Genomic DNA, 18599 nt, shown 5'->3' with positions numbered 1-18599 from the left:
TAAATCAACAATTATATGAACATATCCACTAGAAAGCTTGTTGCGCATATAGTGTCGTTATTCTAAATTTTTCAGTCGGGTCGGCAATTGTAACTTTCAAAAGACTTGATCCGCCTGGAGTTCCTGAACAGTTTTTTTCGGGTGTACAGGCAAATGTGACATATCCTTTGCCGACAACTTTATATTTACCGTAGTCATTATTGTACGAGCTGCCCTCGTTACCGATCGCGCTGCTCAATGCAGCAAGTGGCGTCGGTCCAGACTCATCATATAACGCCACAAGTTCCTTATAATGCGAGGTCATGTTCTCCACGACAGTACTCACGTCGTACGTGGTCCGAACAGCGATCAGATTCTGTGCGCTCTGACTCAAGCTGGATCCAAGGATCGTGAACAGCAACGTTCCGAGGATAGCGACCAGAACGAGGGAGACGATCACTTCGATCAGGGTAAAACCTCCGATACTTTTCCCGCTTTTTTTTCTTTTCATAGCGCTTCACCTAGCTAAAAATATATATATGAATAATTTCTACACATTGCCAATTGTGGTTCAGGGAATAAATCCAGTATTCCTTGTAATTACTATCGCTGAACCGTTCGTTGAAATTCTTATGTTGACTGTTTCCGGATCTTCAGATGCATTAACGGGCCTTCCAAAGGTATCGAAGGTGACCCTCCCCCCTGCCGGTAGCGAAGTAAACCTTAGTTTAGATTTTTTGGCGTCCATATCTATTGTGGCGTCTTCTCCAGGTATCACCACGGGTGTCTCTGAACCCAGACCCTCGAATAGATAGTAGGAGGATTCTGTGAAATGAATGCCCCAGGCAGTATCGGTATTCATAGCTCTGATCTGGGCATAGCGAAGATGGTTTTTCACTGCCTCCAATTGGGAATTCAGATCGTAAGTGCTTGTGTCTCCCACTCTCGCTATGGCCAGTGCTGCCATAATACCCAGAAGAATGAGTACAGCAACCAGCTCTATGATTGTGAATCCCTTGGATCCCCCTTTATATTTCCTCCTCATGGCACTCATTATCTCCTCCACAGGTCTTTCAGGCGGCTATTTCTCCGTTATTCGGGCCGTTTTCATCCTTGACGTCCTCGCAAGAAATCGAACAATGGCGAATTTTGAAAATCGAGCTCAATATTTCCAATGAGTTACAAAGCTACTTTTGGAAAATTCGGACCTTTTACAGGGGCGTCATCCTTCGCTTTCGAAAAAACAGCTACCTGGTAATAGAGCAGTCCCCCCATGCAGGCCGTCGCCGCCGACATTGTGAAAAGAGCGTACATGATCGGGGGGTTCGTGGTACCTGCAATGAGAATAATGGCTCCCGGAACAGCGACAGTGAAGATCATCGTGCCCGCCCTTGTTCCTTTGAGGACCCTTTCGCCTCCCCTGATCATGAGGGCGGTGAGACCGAAAAGCCAGAGCGCCGCCGCTATGCTGGCCCATGGAATCAGTATGGTCCATCGGTCCAGCATGGACACGGTGCCTGACAGGTTCAGCCCCGCCAGGAGAACGATGCCGAAGACAAGGTAAAATGAACCCGCCAGGGCAAGACACAGCGGGCATTCCCGATAGTCCGGGCGAAAGGGGCGCCCTTCCCGCGGCTCGGCGCTTTTACAGAAATACCTGATCCAGAATCCCGCGATCCTGTGAAGGAAAGGGACTTCCTCGGGGAGTCCCTCCATCACCCGTTCTGTAAAGCCTGCGGAGATGTCCCGTTTCGGCGTCGTCTGCAACAGCTTCAGGAGATCACTGTATTTCCGGGGATCGTCGCTCATTGCCATTGTTCCTGTTCCTGTGCTCTTTCTGATCTTTCTCTATATATCATATACAGGCAGCGGCGGTGAAAAGTCACAGGAACGGGAGGGGGCTGCCGGATATCTTTGAATACCACGTTACTATACCATGCTGCCATGACGGGTCATGTCAGACAGGGATCGGTGGAGGGTAATGAACAAAAGATTTCTCGTCGCTTCGCTCCTCGAAATGACGGAAGTGTAAGGGCTCTCTGGATGACGGAAGTTTTTATGCTCTTCGAAATGACGGAGCTATAAGGTACTCCTCGAAATGACGGCGTTTTCAGGGTGATCGTCAAGAATAAAGATTTGACCCGGCGGCGGAACCGTGGAGGTTTCGCGGCAGTCCACAGGCAGGAAACCGGCGCTTGTCGATTCTCTCACCGGGAGGCAACGATGCCGGAAAGCCGGGTGGCCCGGGCCGGATCGATGCGGTGGAGTTCCCGGACCACGTCCAGGGCGGCCGATCGGTTGCCGACGAGGTGGTAGGCAATCCCCAGGTTGAACCAGGCCTCGACATACTCCGGAGCGATACGGACGGCCTGGCGGTAGGCTTCGATTTCGTCGTCGTAGCGGTTGAGTTTGCCGTAGGAAACCCCCAGGTAGAACCAGACACCGGCGCGGTCCGGTTCGATGCGGAGTAACCGGCGGTAGGCGTCAACCGCTTCACGGTTGCGGTTGAGGTAGTAGTAGGTGGTCCCCAGGTTATACCAGGCCTCGGCATAGTCCGGGGCGATGCTTACGGCCCGATGGTAGGCCTCTATGGCCTCGGAGTAACGCTTGAGTCTGCCTTGGGCGAACCCCAGGAAAACCCAGGCCCCGGCATGTTCCGGATCGTCTTCCGTCCACTGCCGGCACCAGTCACGCATGTCACGCCATTCCTTTGCCTCCGCGCGGACAACCGCGCCCGTTTCCCATTCCGCCCGGCTGCGGGCCTGGGCAACCGTTGACGGAAGGGCTGCAAATAAAACCAGAGCCACAATCAGTGCCACGGCTATCCGACAGTTGAACCTGATCATGTGTCGTTCCATGGGCGCGCCCCTTCTTTCCGATGTCTTTGCACGAACGTATCACACTTCTCCCCACTAAGTGAAGAGCTGTTTTTTGTCCCGGGGCTGGGGCCGTCGTTATCGAACCGTTCCCGACGGCCCTGTTTCGTCATTTCGACCGGAGGGAACCGGAGGGAGAAATCTTTCAAGGGCACGGCAGGACGATGAAAAGGAAAGGAAAGATTTCTCGTCGCTTCGCTCCTCGAAATGACGGACCTTATAACGCTCCTCGAAATGACGGAATTTGCTTCGTTCCCGGGAATGACGGTGTGGGGGTACTCACCGCAATGACGGAATTTGCTTCGCGCTTCCGGGAATGACGGGGTGGGATCGCTCCTCACCGTCTTTTCGGCCGCTCCCAGCCGTTTTTTCGGCCTCCCTCACCGTCTACTTCGACGCCCTGTTCCGTCATTTCGACCGGAGGGAGAAATCTTTCAAGGGCGCGGCAGGACGATGAAAAGAAAAGGAAAGATTTCTCGTCGCTTCGCTCCTCGAAATGACGGAATTTGCTACGCTCCCGGGAATGACGGACTTTATAACGCTCCTCGGAATGACGGAATGTGCCTCGCTTCCGGGAATGACGGACTTTATAACGCTCCTCGCAATGACGGAATTTGATTCGTTCCTCGGAATGACGGCATGTGGATACTCATCGCATTGAGGGTATGTGGGTACTCACCGCAATGACGGAATTTGCCTCGTTCCTCGAAATGACAAAATCGCGATGCTCCTCTCGATGACACAATGAGCGGAATCACCGTACTTGACAATTATTGTTCCGTGACGAACGAGCCGCTGGCGGGGCCATCCCGATCCATGATATCCCGCAGTTTCTCCAGCCCCCTGTAGACCCTCATTTTAGCCGAGCTGAGGGATATACCGCATATCTCGGCGATGTCCTCGAAGGGCCGGTCGTCCTGGAAGCGCAGGATAAGGGCCTCCCGCGTGTCGGCGGGCAGTTCCAGCAGGGCGGCCTGGAGCCGCCTGTGCTCCTCATGCTCCAGGAGAACCCCCTCGGGCTGGTCCGCTTCGCGTCGTTCGGCGTCTTCCCCGTCCCGGTTTTCTCTCCAGGCCGTATCGCGGGAGAGGGACTGTTTGCTCTGCTTCAGGTGATTGCGGCACAGGTTGAGGGCAATGGTGTAGAGCCAGGTGAAGAAACGCCGCTCGGGATCGAAGCGCCAGAGCTTATTGTAGGCCCTGATGAAGGTTTCCTGGGCAAGGTCCTCGGCGTCGGAGGCGTTGCCCGTCATTCGGTAGGCCAGGTTGAAAACGGCGGCCTTATGGGCATCGACGAGGGCGGCGTAGGCCTGCCGGTCGCCGGCGAGAACGGAGGCGATGACCTCCCGCTCGTGGTCGCGGTTCATACGATGGTCCTGTGGGGACGGTTCCCGAATATCGCTGTATTCTCGATTAATACGTTACCGGAACGGGTCCTGTCAATCCGGAACTGGCCGCCGCCGGGAGAAAGATTTCTCGTCGCTTCGCTCCTCGAAATGACGGAATGTGCCTCGTCGGCAGGCGGATTTTTGTTGACAGGGTTTTTTGTTTTTGTTATTCCCCGCGCGACCAACTGGTAACGGGGACGCAAAGCCTGTCTGTGCGGGCCTTTGGTGATGGTTCCCGGAAGGCCGGTTTTTTTATTGGGAAAAAACGAAAGAGAGGTGATTGTACCAATGGTTTGTCAGACTGTAAAAGCGGGCGTCGAGTGTGTTTTTATGGCGAAGAACGGCTGTGGCTACAATGGCGGAACCTGCCACACCATCGTCGAGCAGTGCGCCGGGTGCGGAAGGATCGTCGAGTACTCGGGCGGCCGGTATTGTATGCTCTATCCGGATCCCGCCGGCAAGTGGTCTTTCGGTCGCTGCGTCGGCGCGGCCCATGTCAAGGCCGGGAGCGCGTCCGCGGGGCAGAAGATCAACCCGTTGAAGGCTTCCAAGCGCAAGTCAAAGGGCAAGTAAGCCGGTACCCTGTGCGAATAATAGTGCCGGGATTGTTGTATCCGTGGTTCGATCGTCCCGATCAGCCCAGTATTTTCCGGATGTCCCGCAGTTCTTTTCTGATGTCCTTCAGAAGATTGCCGTGGCTCTCACTGGTTGTGGCGGCCGGTCCTGTCCGGCCGCCGGCGAGAGAGAGCTGTTTTTTCGCTCCGGCGATGGTGAATTTTTCTTTGTAGAGAAGATCCCTGATGGTGAGCAGTGCTTCGATATCGGACCTCCTGTAGAGGCGCTGGTCCGATCGTGTCCGGCGGGGCCGCAGGTTCTTGAACTCGGACTCCCAGTAGCGGATGACGTAGGGCTCCACTCCAAGGATTCGCCCAACCTCGCCGATTCGAAAATAAACCTTGTCGGGAATCGTTTCGCTCACTGGCTCCGAAGTCCTTCCAGCACCAGCCGCCCCGGTCGCGTCACTTGTTCAGGTCGTTGCGCAGAACCTGGCTGGCCTTGAACGTGAGTACCCTTCTTTTCGATATCTCGATGCTTTCTCCGGTCTGGGGGTTTCTTCCCTTGCGGGCCCGTTTTGTGTTGACCACAAAATTCCCGAAACCGGATATTTTGATTTTTTCACCGCGGGCAAGGGTTTCCTTCATGATATCGAATACGGATTCGACGATCCTTGCGGAATCCCGCTTCGAAAAACCAAGCTTGTTGTACACATTCTGAATGATATCGGCCTTTGTCATCGTTCTCTCCTTCATTCACGCGTGATCCGTTAGTCAAGACCCCGAACTTTCGCCCCTGAACGATCGAGTACCTGTTCCACGATACGGCGGTGCGCATCGCTGACTTCCTGATCCGCCAGGGTCCTCGTCTGTGATCGGTACGTAAATCTCAAAGCCAGGCTTTTCATCCCCGGTGGAATGACCGGGCCGGAGTATACATCAAATATATGAACACTTTCAAGCAATTCTTCATCATTGTCCCGGGAAAGATCGCATATCTGTTCTGCCGTAACATCTCTGCCGACCAGAAAGGAGACATCCCGGGTCACGGCGGGGTAGCGGGGGATTTCCCGGAAGTGCCGGTCCAGGGTCACCGAGGCGGCAAGGGCGTCCCGGTCCAGGTCGAAGACAAACACCTTCCGGTCCAGGTCCATGCGTTTCAGTACTTCGGGGTGTACCTCACCCAGGGCGCCCAGGCGCTGCTCCCCGCGGCAGACCGCGGCGGATGTGCCCGGTGTGAGCCAGGGAACGGTATCGTCGGCAACGAAGCGCGTCGATGTGATGCCCAGGGCCGCGAAGAGCGTCTCCAGGCTTCCCTTGAGGTCGTAGAAGTCCCAGGGGGTATCCGTGGCGTGCCACTGTCCGCTCCGGCGGTCGCCGGTGAGCAGGCCGGCAATCCGTTTCTTTTCCTGGGGAAGCGTGCCTCCTCCGGTGCTGAAGAAGACCGTGCCTGTCTCAAAGAGCGCGAGGTTTTCGTTTCCGGCGTTGACGTTTTTCCCCACGCACTCGAGAAGTCCGTATATCAGGCTCGTTCTCATGACCGACGTGTCTTCCGTCAGGGGATTGGCAATCCGGACGTAACGCCGGGATTCATGGTCTTCGGGATAGCCCAGGACGCGGCTTGAATCGGGCGTCGTGAAGCTGAAGTGGATTACCTCGGAGTAGCCCATGCCGACCATGGTGGTGTTTATGAGGCGTTCCAGCGCCTCCCTCTGCCGTTCCTCCCGGGGCACGGGCTCGAGACGCGGGATGGTGGCGGGGATGGTCTCATAGCCGTTCACGCGGGCTACTTCCTCGATCAGGTCGATCTCCCGGGTCAGGTCGCCCCGGAAGGACGGCGGCGTTACCAGGAGAACTCCTTCCTCCTCCCCTTCCCCGCTCACCTCCATGGCGAGCCCCCGAAGGATCTCCGTTATCCGGGAGGTGTCCACGGCGGTGCCCAGGATCTTCGCTACCCGCTCCGTCCTCAGTCTGACGGCGGAGGGGGAATCGATTTTCAGGGGATATTCGTCGATCACGCCGGGCGCGATGGACCCGCCCGACAACTCGGCCATGAGCCGCGCCGCCCGGTCAAGGGCCCGCGTTACACCCTCGGGATCGACGCCGCGCTCGAACCGGAAGGCCGCGTCGGTACTCATGCCGAAGGCCCGGGAGGTTTTTCGTATCGACCGGGGATTGAAATAGGCGCTTTCGAGAAGGATGGTATCGGTGCCAGCCTGCACTTCCGAGTTCATTCCCCCCATGATTCCCGCGATTGCCACGGGCTTCACGCCATCGCAGATCATGAGGGTGTCGCCCTTCAGGATTCTGGTTTTCTCATCAAGGGACACGAAGGCTTCGTTTTCCTCGGCGCCCCGCACCACGATGCGGCCTTCTTCGAGGAAAGCGTAGTCAAAGGCGTGGAGCGGCTGTCCCAGTTCCATCATGACGAAGTTGGTGACGTCCACGACGTTGTTGATGGCCCGCAGGCCCACGGCCTCGATCCTGCTTTTCAGCCAGGACGGCGAGGGGCCGATGGTCACGTTCCGTATCAGGCGGGCCGTGTAGCGGGGGCAGAGTTCGGGGTTTTGAATCTCAACGGAGGCGTCCTCCTGAACAGGGCGTCCCGATTCAGTGCAGGTGCTGTCGGGGTAGCGCAGGGGCGCGCCCGTCAGGGCCGCCACTTCCCGGGCAATGCCAAGAATGCTCAGACAGTCCGACCGGTTGGGCGTCACGCTGATGTCGAGGACCGTATCGTAGAGGTCCAGGGCCGTTCGCAGGTCCTCACCGGGTGTGAGGGTCTCATCGAGGATCATGATGCCGCTGTGGTCATCGCTGATGCCCAGTTCCTGCTCCGAACAGAGCATGCCCCGGGATGCCTCGCCCCGAATTTTCGAGTCCTTGATGGTGTATCCGCCGGGAATGACGGCTCCCACCTTCGCCAGGGCCACCAGGGCACCCGTACGGGTGTTGGGGGCGCCGCAGACCACGCGCAGTGTTTCATCGCCGGTGGCAACGTCACAAAGAACCAGCTTGTCCGCGTTGGGGTGGGGTGTTATGGCCGTTATTTCCGCCACCACGACGCCGGAGAAATCCGGCGCGACGGTCGTCACCGACTCCACCTCGAGACCCGCCATGGTCAGAATTTCGGCAAGCTCCTCCAGGGGCAGGGAACAGTCGACATAATCCTTCAACCATTTAAGACTGACCAGCATTGCTTATTCCTGCCTTTCAACGTTGACGGTCCCGTAAAAAAAGCGCCCCGGTCCGCCTCCGGCGGTCCTGTATCATACAACTGACGTGCCGTAAGCGGGCATCGTCGAGTATGGACGCGCCGGCGAACCCGGAGAAGGAGACCGAACTAACATCGGTGAAGGCAACGCCCCCATCTCCGGAATTGTGTACGGTATGATTTCATATACCTACGCCTATGTTACGTAGAAGTCCGGATGCTTGATTGCGCTCCGGCCTTCGTCACTGCGCTCACCGTCGCACGCCTTCATTCCTCGTGATTCGTCCGCCCTGCCTGCGAAGCTTTGTATTTGTATAAAACCGTCCCTCAATCGGACGTTTCCCGAATTTCTGCGAGTTCGTCACGCGAGCTCGTCACGATTGAAAAGCAAGATTTCTCGTCGCTTCGCTCCTCGAAATGACGGGGTGTGGCCGCTCCCCGAAATGACGGGGTGTGGCCGCTCCCCGAAATGACGGGGTGTGGCCGCTCCCCGAAATGACGGGGTGTGACCGCTTCCCGAAACGACGGGGTATGCCCGCTCATCGAAACGATGAGGTATGTCCGATCCTCGAAACAACGGGATGTGGCCGCGCTTCGAATCGATGGGGTATGCTCGCTCATCGAAAGAGATCTTTGAAAACCTATCGATTGTGTCATTTCGACCTCTCCCCTGTCACTTCGAACGCATGTGAGAAGTCTGAAAGATCCCTCGCTTTGCTCGGGACATGGATTTCTCGTCGCTTCGCTCCTCGAAATGACGGGGTATGCTCGCGCTTCGAATCGACGGAATAAAAGCACTCCTCGGAACAACGGGATATGGCCGCGCTTCGAAACGACGTGGTATCGGACGGTTTTCGACTTTGTACGGGACCGTCAGAACTGGCTCAAAAACCGCAGGTCGTTTTCGAAAAACAGCCGAATGTCCGTGATGCCGTATTTGAGCATGGCTATACGCTCCACGCCCAGGCCGAAGGCGAAGCCGGTATACTCCTCCGGGTCATAGTCCACATTCATAAATACCGCCGGGTCAACCATGCCGCTTCCGAGAATTTCAAGCCAGCCGCTCTGGGCGCAGACGCGGCAGCCCTCACCGCCGCAGATGACGCATTCGATGTCCACCTCGGCGCTGGGCTCCGTGAAGGGGAAGAAGCTGGGCCGGAACCGCACCTTCCGGTCCGCGCCGAACATGTCCCGAAGAAAGTACTGAAGCACCCCCTTCAGGTCACCGAAGGTGATACCCCTGTCCACGAGAAGGCCTTCCACCTGGTGAAACATGGGGGTGTGGGAAATATCGAAGTCGGGGCGGTACACCTTGCCGGGAGACAGGATCCGTACCGGCGGGCGGTGCTGTTCCATGATCCTGACCTGCACGGGCGAGGTATGCGTCCTCAGGACCGTGTCGCCGACGATGTAGAAGGTGTCCTGCATATCACGGGCGGGATGGTCTTTGGGAATATTGAGGGCTTCAAAATTGTAGTAATCCAGTTCGACCTGGGGACCTTCGGCAACGGAGAATCCCAGAGACGAAAAAATGGAGCAGATCTCCTCCATGGTCTGTGACAGGGGGTGGAGACGGCCCCGGGGCGCCGTTCTGCCGGGAAGCGTCACGTCGATGGCGTCTCCCCGGATCCGCTCTTCCCGGCCCCGGCTTTCACACGCTTCCAGAGCCGCGTCGATCTCCCGGGTGACGCGATTCTTGATCCTGTTGGACAAGTCGCCCAAGGCGGGCCTGTCCTCGGGGGAAACCTCCTTGAGTTTTCGGAGAATGCCCGTCAGAAGCCCTTTGCGGCCGAGATACCGGGTCCGTATCTCCAGGAACTCTTCTTTCGTCCGTGCTCTCTGTATCTCGGAGAGGGCGTTCCTCTCCAGATGTTCAAGGGCCTCTTTCATGCCTGCGATTCACCCTTGGCGGTCCGGACGATCGCTTCAAAGGCCGGGGCATCGTGAACGGCGATATGGGCGAGAACTTTCCGGTCGAGTTCGACACCCTGTTTCCGAAGCCCGTCTATGAGCCTGCTGTAGGAAATACCGTTCATACGGGCGGCGGCGTTGATGCGAACGATCCAGAGCTTCCTGAAATCGCGTTTCCTGACCTTCCTGTCCCGGTAGGCAAAGGCCATCGCCCGGTTCACCGACTCTTTCGCCAGGCGGTAGAGCCTGCTGCGGGCACCGAAATATCCCTTGGCCAGCTTGAGAATCTTGCGCCGTTTTTTCTTTGATGCAGTACTTCGTTTTACTCTGGGCATCGTACACTCTCCGTCATACGTTATGAATTATGAATTGTTTTTCGTGCCGTGCAACCACTTACGGCTTCCGGCTTCGTAAAAAGCCCGGAGGCTTGATTGCGCTCTTTCCTTCATCACCGTGGTGTACTTCACAGTACGCCTCATTTCTCGGGACGCGCGCTCCGTGCCTCGAGGACCGTTACGAAGCCATGATCGATCGCTTCATTTCGATTCGTCTTCTCTGTTGTTTCGCCCGTCCCCCATCGTCATTTCGACCGTCCCCGTCATCATTGCAACCGTTCCCGTCGTCATTGCAACAGTCTCCGCCCATCATTTCGACCGTCCTCCTCCGTCATTTCGACCGTCCCCGTCGTCATTTCGACCGTCTCCGTCGTCATTTCGACCGGAGGGAGAAATCTTTCATGGGCACGGCAGAACGCTCGAAAAAGAAAGATTTCTCGTCGCTTCGCTCCTCGAAATGACGGACCTTAAGGCTCTCCTCGAAATGACAAAATTCAAACCTCGTACAAAGCGCCCCAGCCCGCCTCCGGCGGGCCTGCATCATACAACTGACGTGCCGTAAGCGGGCATCGTCGAGTATGGACGCGCCGGCAAACCCGGAAGTCGGAAAATGGCGAATTTTAAAAATCGCGTCCAATATTTCCAATGAGTTACAAGGATGTCTTTGGAAAATTTGGACTTTTTACGGGACCATCAGAGGTAGGGAATCAGTCTTTTGATTCCCGTTTCGTCGCGCTTGTTGAGGGTTGCCGCCCTCCTCAGGTTCCGTTTTCTTTTACGGGTTTTCTTCGTGAGAATGTGGCTTGCGAAGGCCTTGCCGCGCTTCACTTTCCCTGTCCCCGTGAGCCCGAATCTTTTTGCCGCGCCCCTGTGGGTCTTTAACTTTGGCATTGTGTAACCTCTCGTGTTGTCGGTTCCGCGCGAAGTCGCCGGAGCCATTGAATGCGATGGCCTGGTAAAAAGGTCCGCGGACACGACGCGCACCGCCTGGTAAACAAAAAGAGACCTTTGAAAACCTGTCGATTGTGTCATTTCGACCGCTCCCCCTCCGTCATTGCAACCGTCCCCGTCATCATTGCAACCGTCCCCCCTCCGTCATTTCGACCGTCCCCCGTCGTCATTTCAACCACCCTCCTCCGTCATTTCGACCGAAGGGAGAAATCTTTCACTAACGGCCATCATCAGGATTTCTCGTCGCTTCGCTCCTCGAAATGACAAAATTCAGAGGTCTCGAAATGACAAAATTCAATAAAGGTCTCAAAGAGCGCGTCACGGTCGCGGAGGATGCGGCCCGGAGGGGCATCCGGTTCGTATGCCGGAGGTCAGGTCCTCCGGTACCTTTTTATGAAGCCATCGATAGTGTTATTTTTTCGGAGACACCACCATGACCATCCTGCGGCCCTCGAGCCGGGGGAACTGATCTACGGAACCAAGGTCGCTCAGGTCTTCCGCTATCTTCTCGAGGGTCTCTTTCCCCAGTGCGGCATAGACTATCTCGCGGCCCCGAAAGAGTATGGTGACCTTCACCTTGTGGTTCTGCTCAAGAAACCGGCGCATGTGCCGGAGTTTCACCTCGAGATCATGGCTGTCCGTTTTCGGCCTGAAGCGGACTTCCTTGACCTGGACGGTTGTCTGGCTCTTCTTTGCCTGGTGGAGCTTCTTGCTTTGCTGAAACTTGAACCTGCCGTAATTCATGATCCGGCACACCGGCGGCGAAGCCGTCGGAGCGACCTCAACGAGGTCTAACCCCTCGCTTTCAGCCCGTGCCAGAGCATCGCCCAGTTTCATGATTCCCAGCTGCTCACCTTCCGCCCCGACGACACGGACCTCAGGAGCCGTGATCTCGCCGTTGATCCTTGAATTCTTAACTATGTGCCACCTCCTGGAACTTTTCAATACCTGTTGAAATCTTTTAGACTGTCGGCTGTGCCGTTTTGACCGTTTTGCTTAATCGTTACAGCCGTTTAATACGGCATTTCAACCATTCTGCTGCGTCATTGCGATCGTTTTTTGTGTCGCCTCGACCGTTTTCCCGCTGCTTCAATCGTTATTTTCCGTCACTCCGATCGTTTTCCCGCCGCTTCAATCGTTATTTCCCGTCATTTCGACCGTCCCCCGTCGTCATTTCGACCGGAGGGAGAAATCTTTCACGGCACCGGCAGTAAAGAAAGATTTCTCGTCGCTTCGCTCCTCGAAATGACGGATCTTAAGGCGCTCCTCGAAATGACGGACCTTAAGACGCTCCTCCAAAGGCATCCTTGTAACTCACTGGAAATATCGGGCTCGATTTTCAAAGTTCGCCATTTTTCGACTTCTAAGTAATATACTTGAAGATTTTCTGCAACCTCCGGTTTTTCCAACGCGTATATACTCGACGATGCCCGCTTACGGCACGTTGGTTGTATGATGCAGGTCCGCCGGAGGCGGGCCGGGACGCTTTGTACGAATTCGTCAGTTTTCAGATCTCCCGGTTTACATACCCGCCGATCCGCTCTTACCGGTATTCTTCTGTCGCGGCGTGTACGAGCGAAATGAAGGTCTCCACGCTCACCGGGTCGAGGGTGCTCCCGTCACGTTGCCGGGGGGCGATGGTCCGCGAGTCCACTTCCCGGTCGCCTATTACCAGCATGTAGGGTATTTTCTGAAGCTGGCCTTCCCTGATCTTGAAGCCCAGTTTCTCGTTCCTGAAGTCGCCTTCGGCCCTGACACCGGCATCGATCAGTTCCCTGAGGACCTGCTCGCCATAGGGTATGTGCCGATCCGTCACGGTGACGATCAGCGCCTGTACCGGAGACAGCCACAGGGGAAAGGCGCCGGCGTAATGCTCGATCAGAACGCCCATGAACCGCTCGATGGCACCGAGTATAACCCGGTGGAGCATGACGGGGCGATGTTTTTCGCCGTCGGGGCCAACATAACTCAAGTCAAACCTGTCGGGCAAGGTAAAATCGCACTGGATGGTGGCGCACTGCCACCTTCTTCCCAGGGCGTCCTTGAGCTTGAAGTCGATCTTGGGCCCGTAGAAAGCGCCGTCGCCTTCGTTTATCTCGTGCTCGAGGCCCGTGTCGTCCAGGGCTTTCTTGAGGGCCATCGTGGCCATCTCCCATTCCTCGTCGGAGCCGATGGATTTTTCCGGGCGGGTGGACAGTTCCACCTCGTACTCGAATTTGAATATCTTCATGGCATCGTCGACGAACCCGACGATGGCCTTGATCTCGTCGTTGAGCTGCTCGGGCGTGCACAGTATGTGGGCGTCATCCTGGGTGAACTGGCGGGCTCTCAGGAGCCCGTGAAGCACGCCGGTCTTTTCGTGGCGATGAACGGTCCCCAGCTCGAAGTACCGCAGGGGAAGATCCCGGTAGCTGCGTATTTTCGATTTGTAGATCAGCATGTGGGACAGGCAGTTCATGGGTTTGATCCCGTAGAGCTGGTTGTCCACGTCGGTGTAGTACATGTTCTCCCGGTAATGGTCGAAGTGGCCCGACTTCTTCCAGAGATCCCCCTTGAGTATCTGCGGGCCCTGGACGATGCCGTAGCCGCGCCGGAGGTGCTCTTTCCTTTCCCAGTCCTCGATGATCATCCGCAGGAGCGCGCCCTTGGGATGAAAAATGACCAGCCCGGGACCGGCTTCGTCGCTGACCTGGAAAAGGTCCAGCTCGCGCCCCAGTCTGCGGTGATCCCGCTTCTTCGCCTCCTCGACGATCGCGATGTAGCGGTCGAGTTCTTCCCGGGAGGGAAAGCCCGTGCCGTAAATGCGCTGGAGCTGGGCGTTTCTTTCGTCGCCTCTCCAGTAGGCACCGGCCACACTCAGGAGCTTGAAGGCCTTCACCAGTCCCGTGGAAGGGATGTGGGGACCACGGCACAGATCGACGAAGGTTCCCTGGGTGTAGATCGAAACCTCGGTCACGTCCTCGGGAAGATCGCGGATCAATTCAACCTTGTAAGGCTCACCCCGCTTCTCGAAGAAGGCGACGGCCTCGTCCCGGGACATGATGGTGCACATGAAGGGCTTGTTTTCGCGGACAATCTCCTCCATGCGCTGTTCGATCTTTTCCAGGTCTTCGGGAGTAAAGGTCCCGGAATAGTCAAAGTCGTAGTAAAAGCCGTCCTCGATGGAGGGGCCGATGGTGACTTTCACGTCCGGGAAGAGATCCTGCACGGCCTGGGCCATGATATGAGAGATGCTGTGCCGCAGGATATCGACGCCTTCCTTCGACGCGGCGGGAATCAGCTCCACGGAGGAGTCCTCGACCAGCGCGGAGGCGAGGTCCACGAGCCTTCCGTTGACCCGGGCCGCCACGACGGACTCCGGGAGAGTCCCGTTCCAGGACGCGATGGCCTGCTGAATCGAAATGCCCGACTCGAAGGTCTTCGATGCCCCGTCGGACAGGGTAATGGTTATTTCTTTCATATCACTCACAGTTCACATTGATCCTGGCTGCCTCGGCTCCAAACGCCGGGACGTGCGGCCGCGGCCATCGGGAACGTATCGCAGAAGGGGCATCAACAGCCCCTCCTGGTGATGCCCCCGGTTGTTTCGGTATGACAAAACCTTTGGAAACTCCCGCTTGTGTCATTTCGACCGCTGCGCCCTAAGGACCTTTTACGAAACCATCACGTTCGATGGTTCCGGCAACGTTTTACGAATCCGCCATTGATCTCACGGGACCTTTGAAAAACGATCGATTTTTCCATTTCGACCGCTCCCCCTGTCACTTCGAACGCATGTGAGAAGTCTGAAAGATCCCTCGTTTTGCCCGGGACAGGGATTTCTCGTCGCTTCGCTCCTCGAAATGACGGACCTTAAGGCGCTCCTCGAAATGACAAGGAGCGCTTTGAATACCAGCCATTTTTGTCATTTCGACCGTAGGGAGAAATCTTTCACTAGCGACCATCATCAGGATTTCTCGTCGCTTCGCTCCTCAAAATGACATTTTTAAAGGTCTCGCATGACAAAAATGGTAGGCACGCAGGGATTTGAACCCTGGACCCCCACCGTGTCAAGGTGGTGCTCTCCCCCTGAGCTACGCGCCTACATGCTTTTCATACATCGCCAAGCGACTCATCCAACTAACAACATATGCCCGCCATGTCAAGAACTTTTCCCTGTTTCCGAGGTTTTCGGGGGGCGCATCCACATCCTTCTCAATCATCCTTTCTCAAACACCTGATCAAAGGGCTGGCTGCTCAATTTTACAGTCTTTCTCTGATTTATTCAGTCCCTTTTTTCTTTGAACTGCGCCCGTTTCTTTCGGGGAGTTCCATGCCGAGCCGTTTCATTCTGCGGAAGAGTGTCGTTTTGTGGATGCCCAGTTCCCGGGCCGTCGCGAGCCGGTTGTAGTCGTTCTTTTCCAGGGCGGCCCTGATCATCCGGACGTCGAGAATATCGCGGGCGGACCGGACGGTCCGGTCCGCATCCGCCGGGGAACTGAGCTTCGTCAGTTCACCGGGCAACTGCTCGATCCCGATGAGCCCGTCGTCAATGAGAATAAAGGCGCGTTCGACGACGTTTTCCAGCTCCCGTATGTTCCCGGGCCAATCATGGGCCATGAACAGCGACAGGGCTTCCGGCGTCACTCCCGTCACGAACTTCCCCTGGAGCCGGTTGAACCGCGCGATAAACTGGTCCAGAAGCAACGGAATATCTTCCTTCCGTCGCCGGAGAGGAGGCAGCTCCAGTCGGACCACGTTCACCCGATAATAGAGGTCCTCCCGGAAAAGACCCTGGCGCATCCGTTCCGCCAGGTCTCTGTTGGTCGCCACAATCACGCGGACATCCGCCTTTTCAGAGCGGGTCGATCCGAGGGGCTCGAAGGTGCGTTCCTGCAGGACCCGGAGAAGCCGGACCTGGAGAGCGGGGCTTATCTCCCCTATTTCATCGAGAAACAGTGTGCCTCCTCCGGCCAGGGCGAAACGGCCGGGCTTGTCTCTGGTAGCGCCCGTGAAGGCGCCTGCCTTGTAGCCGAAAAGCTCGGACTCGAGAAGTGTTTCGGGCAGCGCCCCGCAGTTGACCGCCACGAAGGGGGCCTTGTTCCGGGGACTCAGGGAATGAATGGTTCTGGCTACCAGTTCCTTTCCCGTTCCCGTGTCTCCCAGGATAAGAACCGTACTGGGACTCGCGGCGATGGCAGGCAGAACATCGAACATTTTCTGCATCAGGGGACTCCGGCTCGACAGATCAGCCACGTGGTATTTCCCCTCCAGTTCCTGCCGCAGGGCCTCGATTTCCGACAGGTCCCGGAAGGTCTCCGCCCCGCCGACCACGGCACCTCGGCTATCCCGCAGCACCGCCGTGGAAACGCTTATGGAAATGCGGTTTCCTTCGGCATCGATGATGTACCCCGATTTGCCGATTACCGGTTTGCCCGTTTTCAGCGTTTTCTCAAGCGCGCAGTCCGCTCCGCACATGCTGGACCGGAAGACTTCGGAACAGAGGCGGCCGATCGCCTCCTCGCGCGGCACCCCGGTTATCTCCTCGGCCGCGCGGTTGAAAGACGTCACGCGCCAGTCCATGTCCACGGTGAAAACACCGTCGGAAATGCTCTCCAGGATCGTGTCCGTCGATGCGGGCATCATTGTCGCTTGTTTCTTTCGTTTCGTCACGGCAGGAACATCTCCCCCTTTCGGCTGTTTTTAACCCCGGCCCGCCCCCTCTGTCAATCCTTGAACAGGGATATATCAATTAAAGTTGACAGAGACGAAGCAGTGACGCTATACCATTCAGTGTCAAAACCGGTGGATTGAACACAGGGCCGACAGCGTCGTGAGAGGGATGAGAAAAGGTAAAGCAGTGGTAACAGCGGCACTTACCGGAAGCATTCATACGCCGGGCATGACGCCTTATCTGCCCGTAACGCCCCAGGAGATAGCCGACGAGGCGGTGCGCGCCTACGAGGCCGGGGCAGCGGTTGCCCATGTTCATGTCCGTAATCCCGAAACGGGGCAGCCCGTATCGGATGTCGAACTCTACCGGCAGGTCGTCACAAACGTGAAGTCCCGCTGTGACATTATCCTGTGCCTCACCACGGGGGGAGGCCTCGGCATGACGTCGGAGCAACGGCTCCTGCCCGTTTCGACATTCAAACCCGAGCTGGGTTCCTTCAATGCGGGATCGGTGAACTTCGCGCTCTTCCCCGCTCTTGAAAGGTACACGGACCTCAAGTTCGACTGGGAGAAGCCCTATCTCGCCTTTACGGAGGACTTCATCTTCCCCAACACCTTCAAGACCATGAGGGAGTTCGCCGCGATCTTCAACGAAAACGACACGAAACCGGAGTTTGAAATCTATGACTCGGGCATGATCAACAACGTGGCCTTTATGATCAGCCGCGGGTTGGTGAAGACGCCGGTGTATATCCAGTTCGTCATGGGGGTGCTTGGAGGCATCACGCCGTCTCCGAGGAACCTGATGTTCCTGGTCGACTATGCCCGTGAACGGATCGGTGAGTTTGAATACTCCGTGTGCGTCGCCGGTCGGGAACAGTTCAACCTGTGTACCCAGGCGCTCCTCCTGGACGGAAATGTCCGGGTCGGGCTGGAGGATAACCTCTACCTGGAAAAGGGCGTCATGGCAAAGAGCAGTGGAGAGCAGGTGGCAAAGATCGTCCGCATTGCCCGGGAGCTTGGCATCGAACCGGCTACAACCGCCGAGGCCAGGCAGATTCTGGGCTTGAAGGGGATCGACAAAGTCAATTACTGACGAACTCGGAAAAAGTCGGAAAATGGGGAATTTTGAAAATCGAGCCCCATATTTCCAATGCGTTACAAAGCTGCCTTGTCTGTGTAAAATTTGGACTGTTTACGGGACCATCACGGTTGAAAAGCAAGATTTCTCGTCGCTTCGCTCCTCGAAATGACGGGATGGGGGAGCTCCTCGAAGCGACGGAGCATGGGAGCTCCTCGGAATAACGGGATACGAGCGATCCTCGAAATGATGGAGTATGAGTACTCCTCGGAGTGAGGGGATATGCCCGATCCTCGAAATGACAGGATACGAACGATCCTCGAAATGGCGATGTATGCCCGATCCTCCTTCATTTCGACCGTCCCTTCCGTCATTTCGACCGAAGGGAGAAATCTTTCACGATGACGGTTGACGGCTTCGTACAGTGGTGGTGCCGGATGCTTGATTCTTCTCTTCTTCGTCACTGAGGCGTACCGCACAGTACGCCTCATCCCTCAGGATGTGCGCGCCGTGCCTCAAGGAGCTTTGTGCAAGGCCGTCAGCTTTCAGGATGCGTGCTTCTCGCTTTAACCCAGATTTTCCATTAGCCAATTTGTCGGTTTACGTTGCTCCACGTGGCAAGCCTGAGGCATTGGTCCACAATCCGCAAAACCAGGCTCGTTTC

At 56.5% G+C, this 18599-nt stretch carries 16 protein-coding genes and 1 tRNA gene; 2 read left to right on the top strand and 15 right to left on the bottom strand.

Features of this window, described 5'->3' with window-relative positions:
• Positions 1 to 28: 28 nt before the first annotated feature.
• From M0Q23_09215 to M0Q23_09195, 5 genes are all read right to left on the bottom strand, one after another.
• A complete protein-coding gene (locus M0Q23_09215) occupies positions 29 to 490 on the bottom strand; it encodes a type II secretion system GspH family protein (protein MCK9528799.1) in 462 nt (153 codons plus the stop codon).
• Between the two features lie 60 nt (positions 491 to 550).
• Positions 551 to 1033: a prepilin-type N-terminal cleavage/methylation domain-containing protein gene (locus tag M0Q23_09210; protein ID MCK9528798.1), complete on the bottom strand. Its 483-nt coding sequence runs from the start codon at positions 1031 to 1033 to the stop codon at positions 551 to 553.
• 125 nt (positions 1034 to 1158) lie between these two features.
• Entirely contained in the window at positions 1159 to 1794 is a 636-nt protein-coding gene (locus M0Q23_09205; GenBank protein ID MCK9528797.1) for a hypothetical protein, read from the bottom strand.
• A 392-nt stretch (positions 1795 to 2186) separates the two neighbouring features.
• Positions 2187 to 2837, bottom strand: coding sequence for a tetratricopeptide repeat protein (locus M0Q23_09200; protein ID MCK9528796.1), 651 nt, complete (start codon positions 2835 to 2837; stop codon positions 2187 to 2189).
• 788 nt (positions 2838 to 3625) lie between these two features.
• The gene (locus tag M0Q23_09195; protein ID MCK9528795.1) at positions 3626 to 4219 is read right to left on the bottom strand and encodes a sigma-70 family RNA polymerase sigma factor; all 594 of its coding nucleotides are present in this window, start codon (positions 4217 to 4219) and stop codon (positions 3626 to 3628) included.
• Between the two features lie 309 nt (positions 4220 to 4528).
• Between M0Q23_09195 and M0Q23_09190 the strand changes: the two genes are divergently transcribed.
• Positions 4529 to 4813 carry a PxxKW family cysteine-rich protein gene (locus tag M0Q23_09190; GenBank protein ID MCK9528794.1) on the top strand — a complete coding sequence of 95 codons (285 nt, stop codon included), beginning with the start codon at positions 4529 to 4531 and terminating at the stop codon, positions 4811 to 4813.
• A gap of 61 nt (positions 4814 to 4874) precedes the next feature.
• Here M0Q23_09190 and M0Q23_09185 read toward each other — a convergent pair whose 3' ends face one another.
• The 10 genes from M0Q23_09185 to M0Q23_09140 form a co-directional block, all read right to left on the bottom strand.
• Positions 4875 to 5219: a MerR family transcriptional regulator gene (locus M0Q23_09185; GenBank protein MCK9528793.1), complete on the bottom strand. Its 345-nt coding sequence runs from the start codon at positions 5217 to 5219 to the stop codon at positions 4875 to 4877.
• Positions 5220 to 5259: 40 nt separating this feature from the next.
• On the bottom strand, positions 5260 to 5535 hold the full coding sequence (locus tag M0Q23_09180) for an integration host factor subunit alpha (GenBank protein MCK9528792.1): 276 nt from the start codon (positions 5533 to 5535) through the stop codon (positions 5260 to 5262).
• Positions 5536 to 5564: 29 nt separating this feature from the next.
• Positions 5565 to 7988 carry a phenylalanine--tRNA ligase subunit beta gene (gene pheT / locus M0Q23_09175; protein ID MCK9528791.1) on the bottom strand — a complete coding sequence of 808 codons (2424 nt, stop codon included), beginning with the start codon at positions 7986 to 7988 and terminating at the stop codon, positions 5565 to 5567.
• Positions 7989 to 8878: 890 nt separating this feature from the next.
• Entirely contained in the window at positions 8879 to 9895 is a 1017-nt protein-coding gene (locus M0Q23_09170; GenBank protein ID MCK9528790.1) for a phenylalanine--tRNA ligase subunit alpha, read from the bottom strand.
• Complete coding sequence (gene rplT / locus M0Q23_09165; GenBank protein MCK9528789.1) at positions 9892 to 10251, bottom strand: 50S ribosomal protein L20; 360 nt, start codon at positions 10249 to 10251, stop codon at positions 9892 to 9894. The genes M0Q23_09170 and rplT overlap by 4 nt, the downstream gene beginning before the upstream one ends.
• Positions 10252 to 10944: 693 nt before the next feature.
• Positions 10945 to 11142 carry a 50S ribosomal protein L35 gene (gene rpmI / locus M0Q23_09160; protein ID MCK9528788.1) on the bottom strand — a complete coding sequence of 66 codons (198 nt, stop codon included), beginning with the start codon at positions 11140 to 11142 and terminating at the stop codon, positions 10945 to 10947.
• A gap of 471 nt (positions 11143 to 11613) precedes the next feature.
• Positions 11614 to 12147 carry a translation initiation factor IF-3 gene (infC, locus tag M0Q23_09155; protein ID MCK9528787.1) on the bottom strand — a complete coding sequence of 178 codons (534 nt, stop codon included), beginning with the start codon at positions 12145 to 12147 and terminating at the stop codon, positions 11614 to 11616.
• Positions 12148 to 12745: 598 nt separating this feature from the next.
• A complete protein-coding gene (gene thrS / locus M0Q23_09150; GenBank protein ID MCK9528786.1) occupies positions 12746 to 14662 on the bottom strand; it encodes a threonine--tRNA ligase in 1917 nt (638 codons plus the stop codon).
• 548 nt (positions 14663 to 15210) lie between these two features.
• A tRNA-Val gene (locus M0Q23_09145) sits at positions 15211 to 15285 on the bottom strand.
• Positions 15286 to 15462: 177 nt separating this feature from the next.
• Entirely contained in the window at positions 15463 to 16854 is a 1392-nt protein-coding gene (locus tag M0Q23_09140) for a sigma 54-interacting transcriptional regulator (protein MCK9528785.1), read from the bottom strand.
• A 187-nt stretch (positions 16855 to 17041) separates the two neighbouring features.
• Here M0Q23_09140 and M0Q23_09135 point away from each other — a divergent pair, with 187 nt between their 5' ends.
• The gene (locus M0Q23_09135) at positions 17042 to 17950 is read left to right on the top strand and encodes a 3-keto-5-aminohexanoate cleavage protein (protein ID MCK9528784.1); all 909 of its coding nucleotides are present in this window, start codon (positions 17042 to 17044) and stop codon (positions 17948 to 17950) included.
• Positions 17951 to 18599 lie beyond the last annotated feature (649 nt).

It is taken from the genome of Syntrophales bacterium (assembly GCA_023228425.1).
Lineage (GTDB): Bacteria > Desulfobacterota > Syntrophia > Syntrophales > UBA2210 > MLS-D.
This window is presented reverse-complemented; position numbering and strand designations above follow the sequence as displayed.

Excerpts from the sequence above, each read along its gene's own strand:
- thrS (MCK9528786.1), bottom strand. The coding sequence starts at position 14,662 with ATGAAAGAAATAACCATTACCCTGTCCGACGGGGCATCGAAGACCTTC.
- M0Q23_09195 (MCK9528795.1), bottom strand. The coding sequence starts at position 4,219 with ATGAACCGCGACCACGAGCGGGAGGTCATCGCCTCCGTTCTCGCCGGC.
- M0Q23_09215 (MCK9528799.1), bottom strand. The coding sequence starts at position 490 with ATGAAAAGAAAAAAAAGCGGGAAAAGTATCGGAGGTTTTACCCTGATC.
- pheT (MCK9528791.1), bottom strand. The coding sequence starts at position 7,988 with ATGCTGGTCAGTCTTAAATGGTTGAAGGATTATGTCGACTGTTCCCTG.
- M0Q23_09210 (MCK9528798.1), bottom strand. The coding sequence starts at position 1,033 with ATGAGTGCCATGAGGAGGAAATATAAAGGGGGATCCAAGGGATTCACA.
- M0Q23_09190 (MCK9528794.1), top strand. The coding sequence starts at position 4,529 with ATGGTTTGTCAGACTGTAAAAGCGGGCGTCGAGTGTGTTTTTATGGCG.
- M0Q23_09180 (MCK9528792.1), bottom strand. The coding sequence starts at position 5,535 with ATGACAAAGGCCGATATCATTCAGAATGTGTACAACAAGCTTGGTTTT.
- M0Q23_09170 (MCK9528790.1), bottom strand. The coding sequence starts at position 9,895 with ATGAAAGAGGCCCTTGAACATCTGGAGAGGAACGCCCTCTCCGAGATA.
- rpmI (MCK9528788.1), bottom strand. The coding sequence starts at position 11,142 with ATGCCAAAGTTAAAGACCCACAGGGGCGCGGCAAAAAGATTCGGGCTC.
- M0Q23_09205 (MCK9528797.1), bottom strand. The coding sequence starts at position 1,794 with ATGGCAATGAGCGACGATCCCCGGAAATACAGTGATCTCCTGAAGCTG.
- rplT (MCK9528789.1), bottom strand. The coding sequence starts at position 10,251 with ATGCCCAGAGTAAAACGAAGTACTGCATCAAAGAAAAAACGGCGCAAG.
- M0Q23_09200 (MCK9528796.1), bottom strand. The coding sequence starts at position 2,837 with ATGGAACGACACATGATCAGGTTCAACTGTCGGATAGCCGTGGCACTG.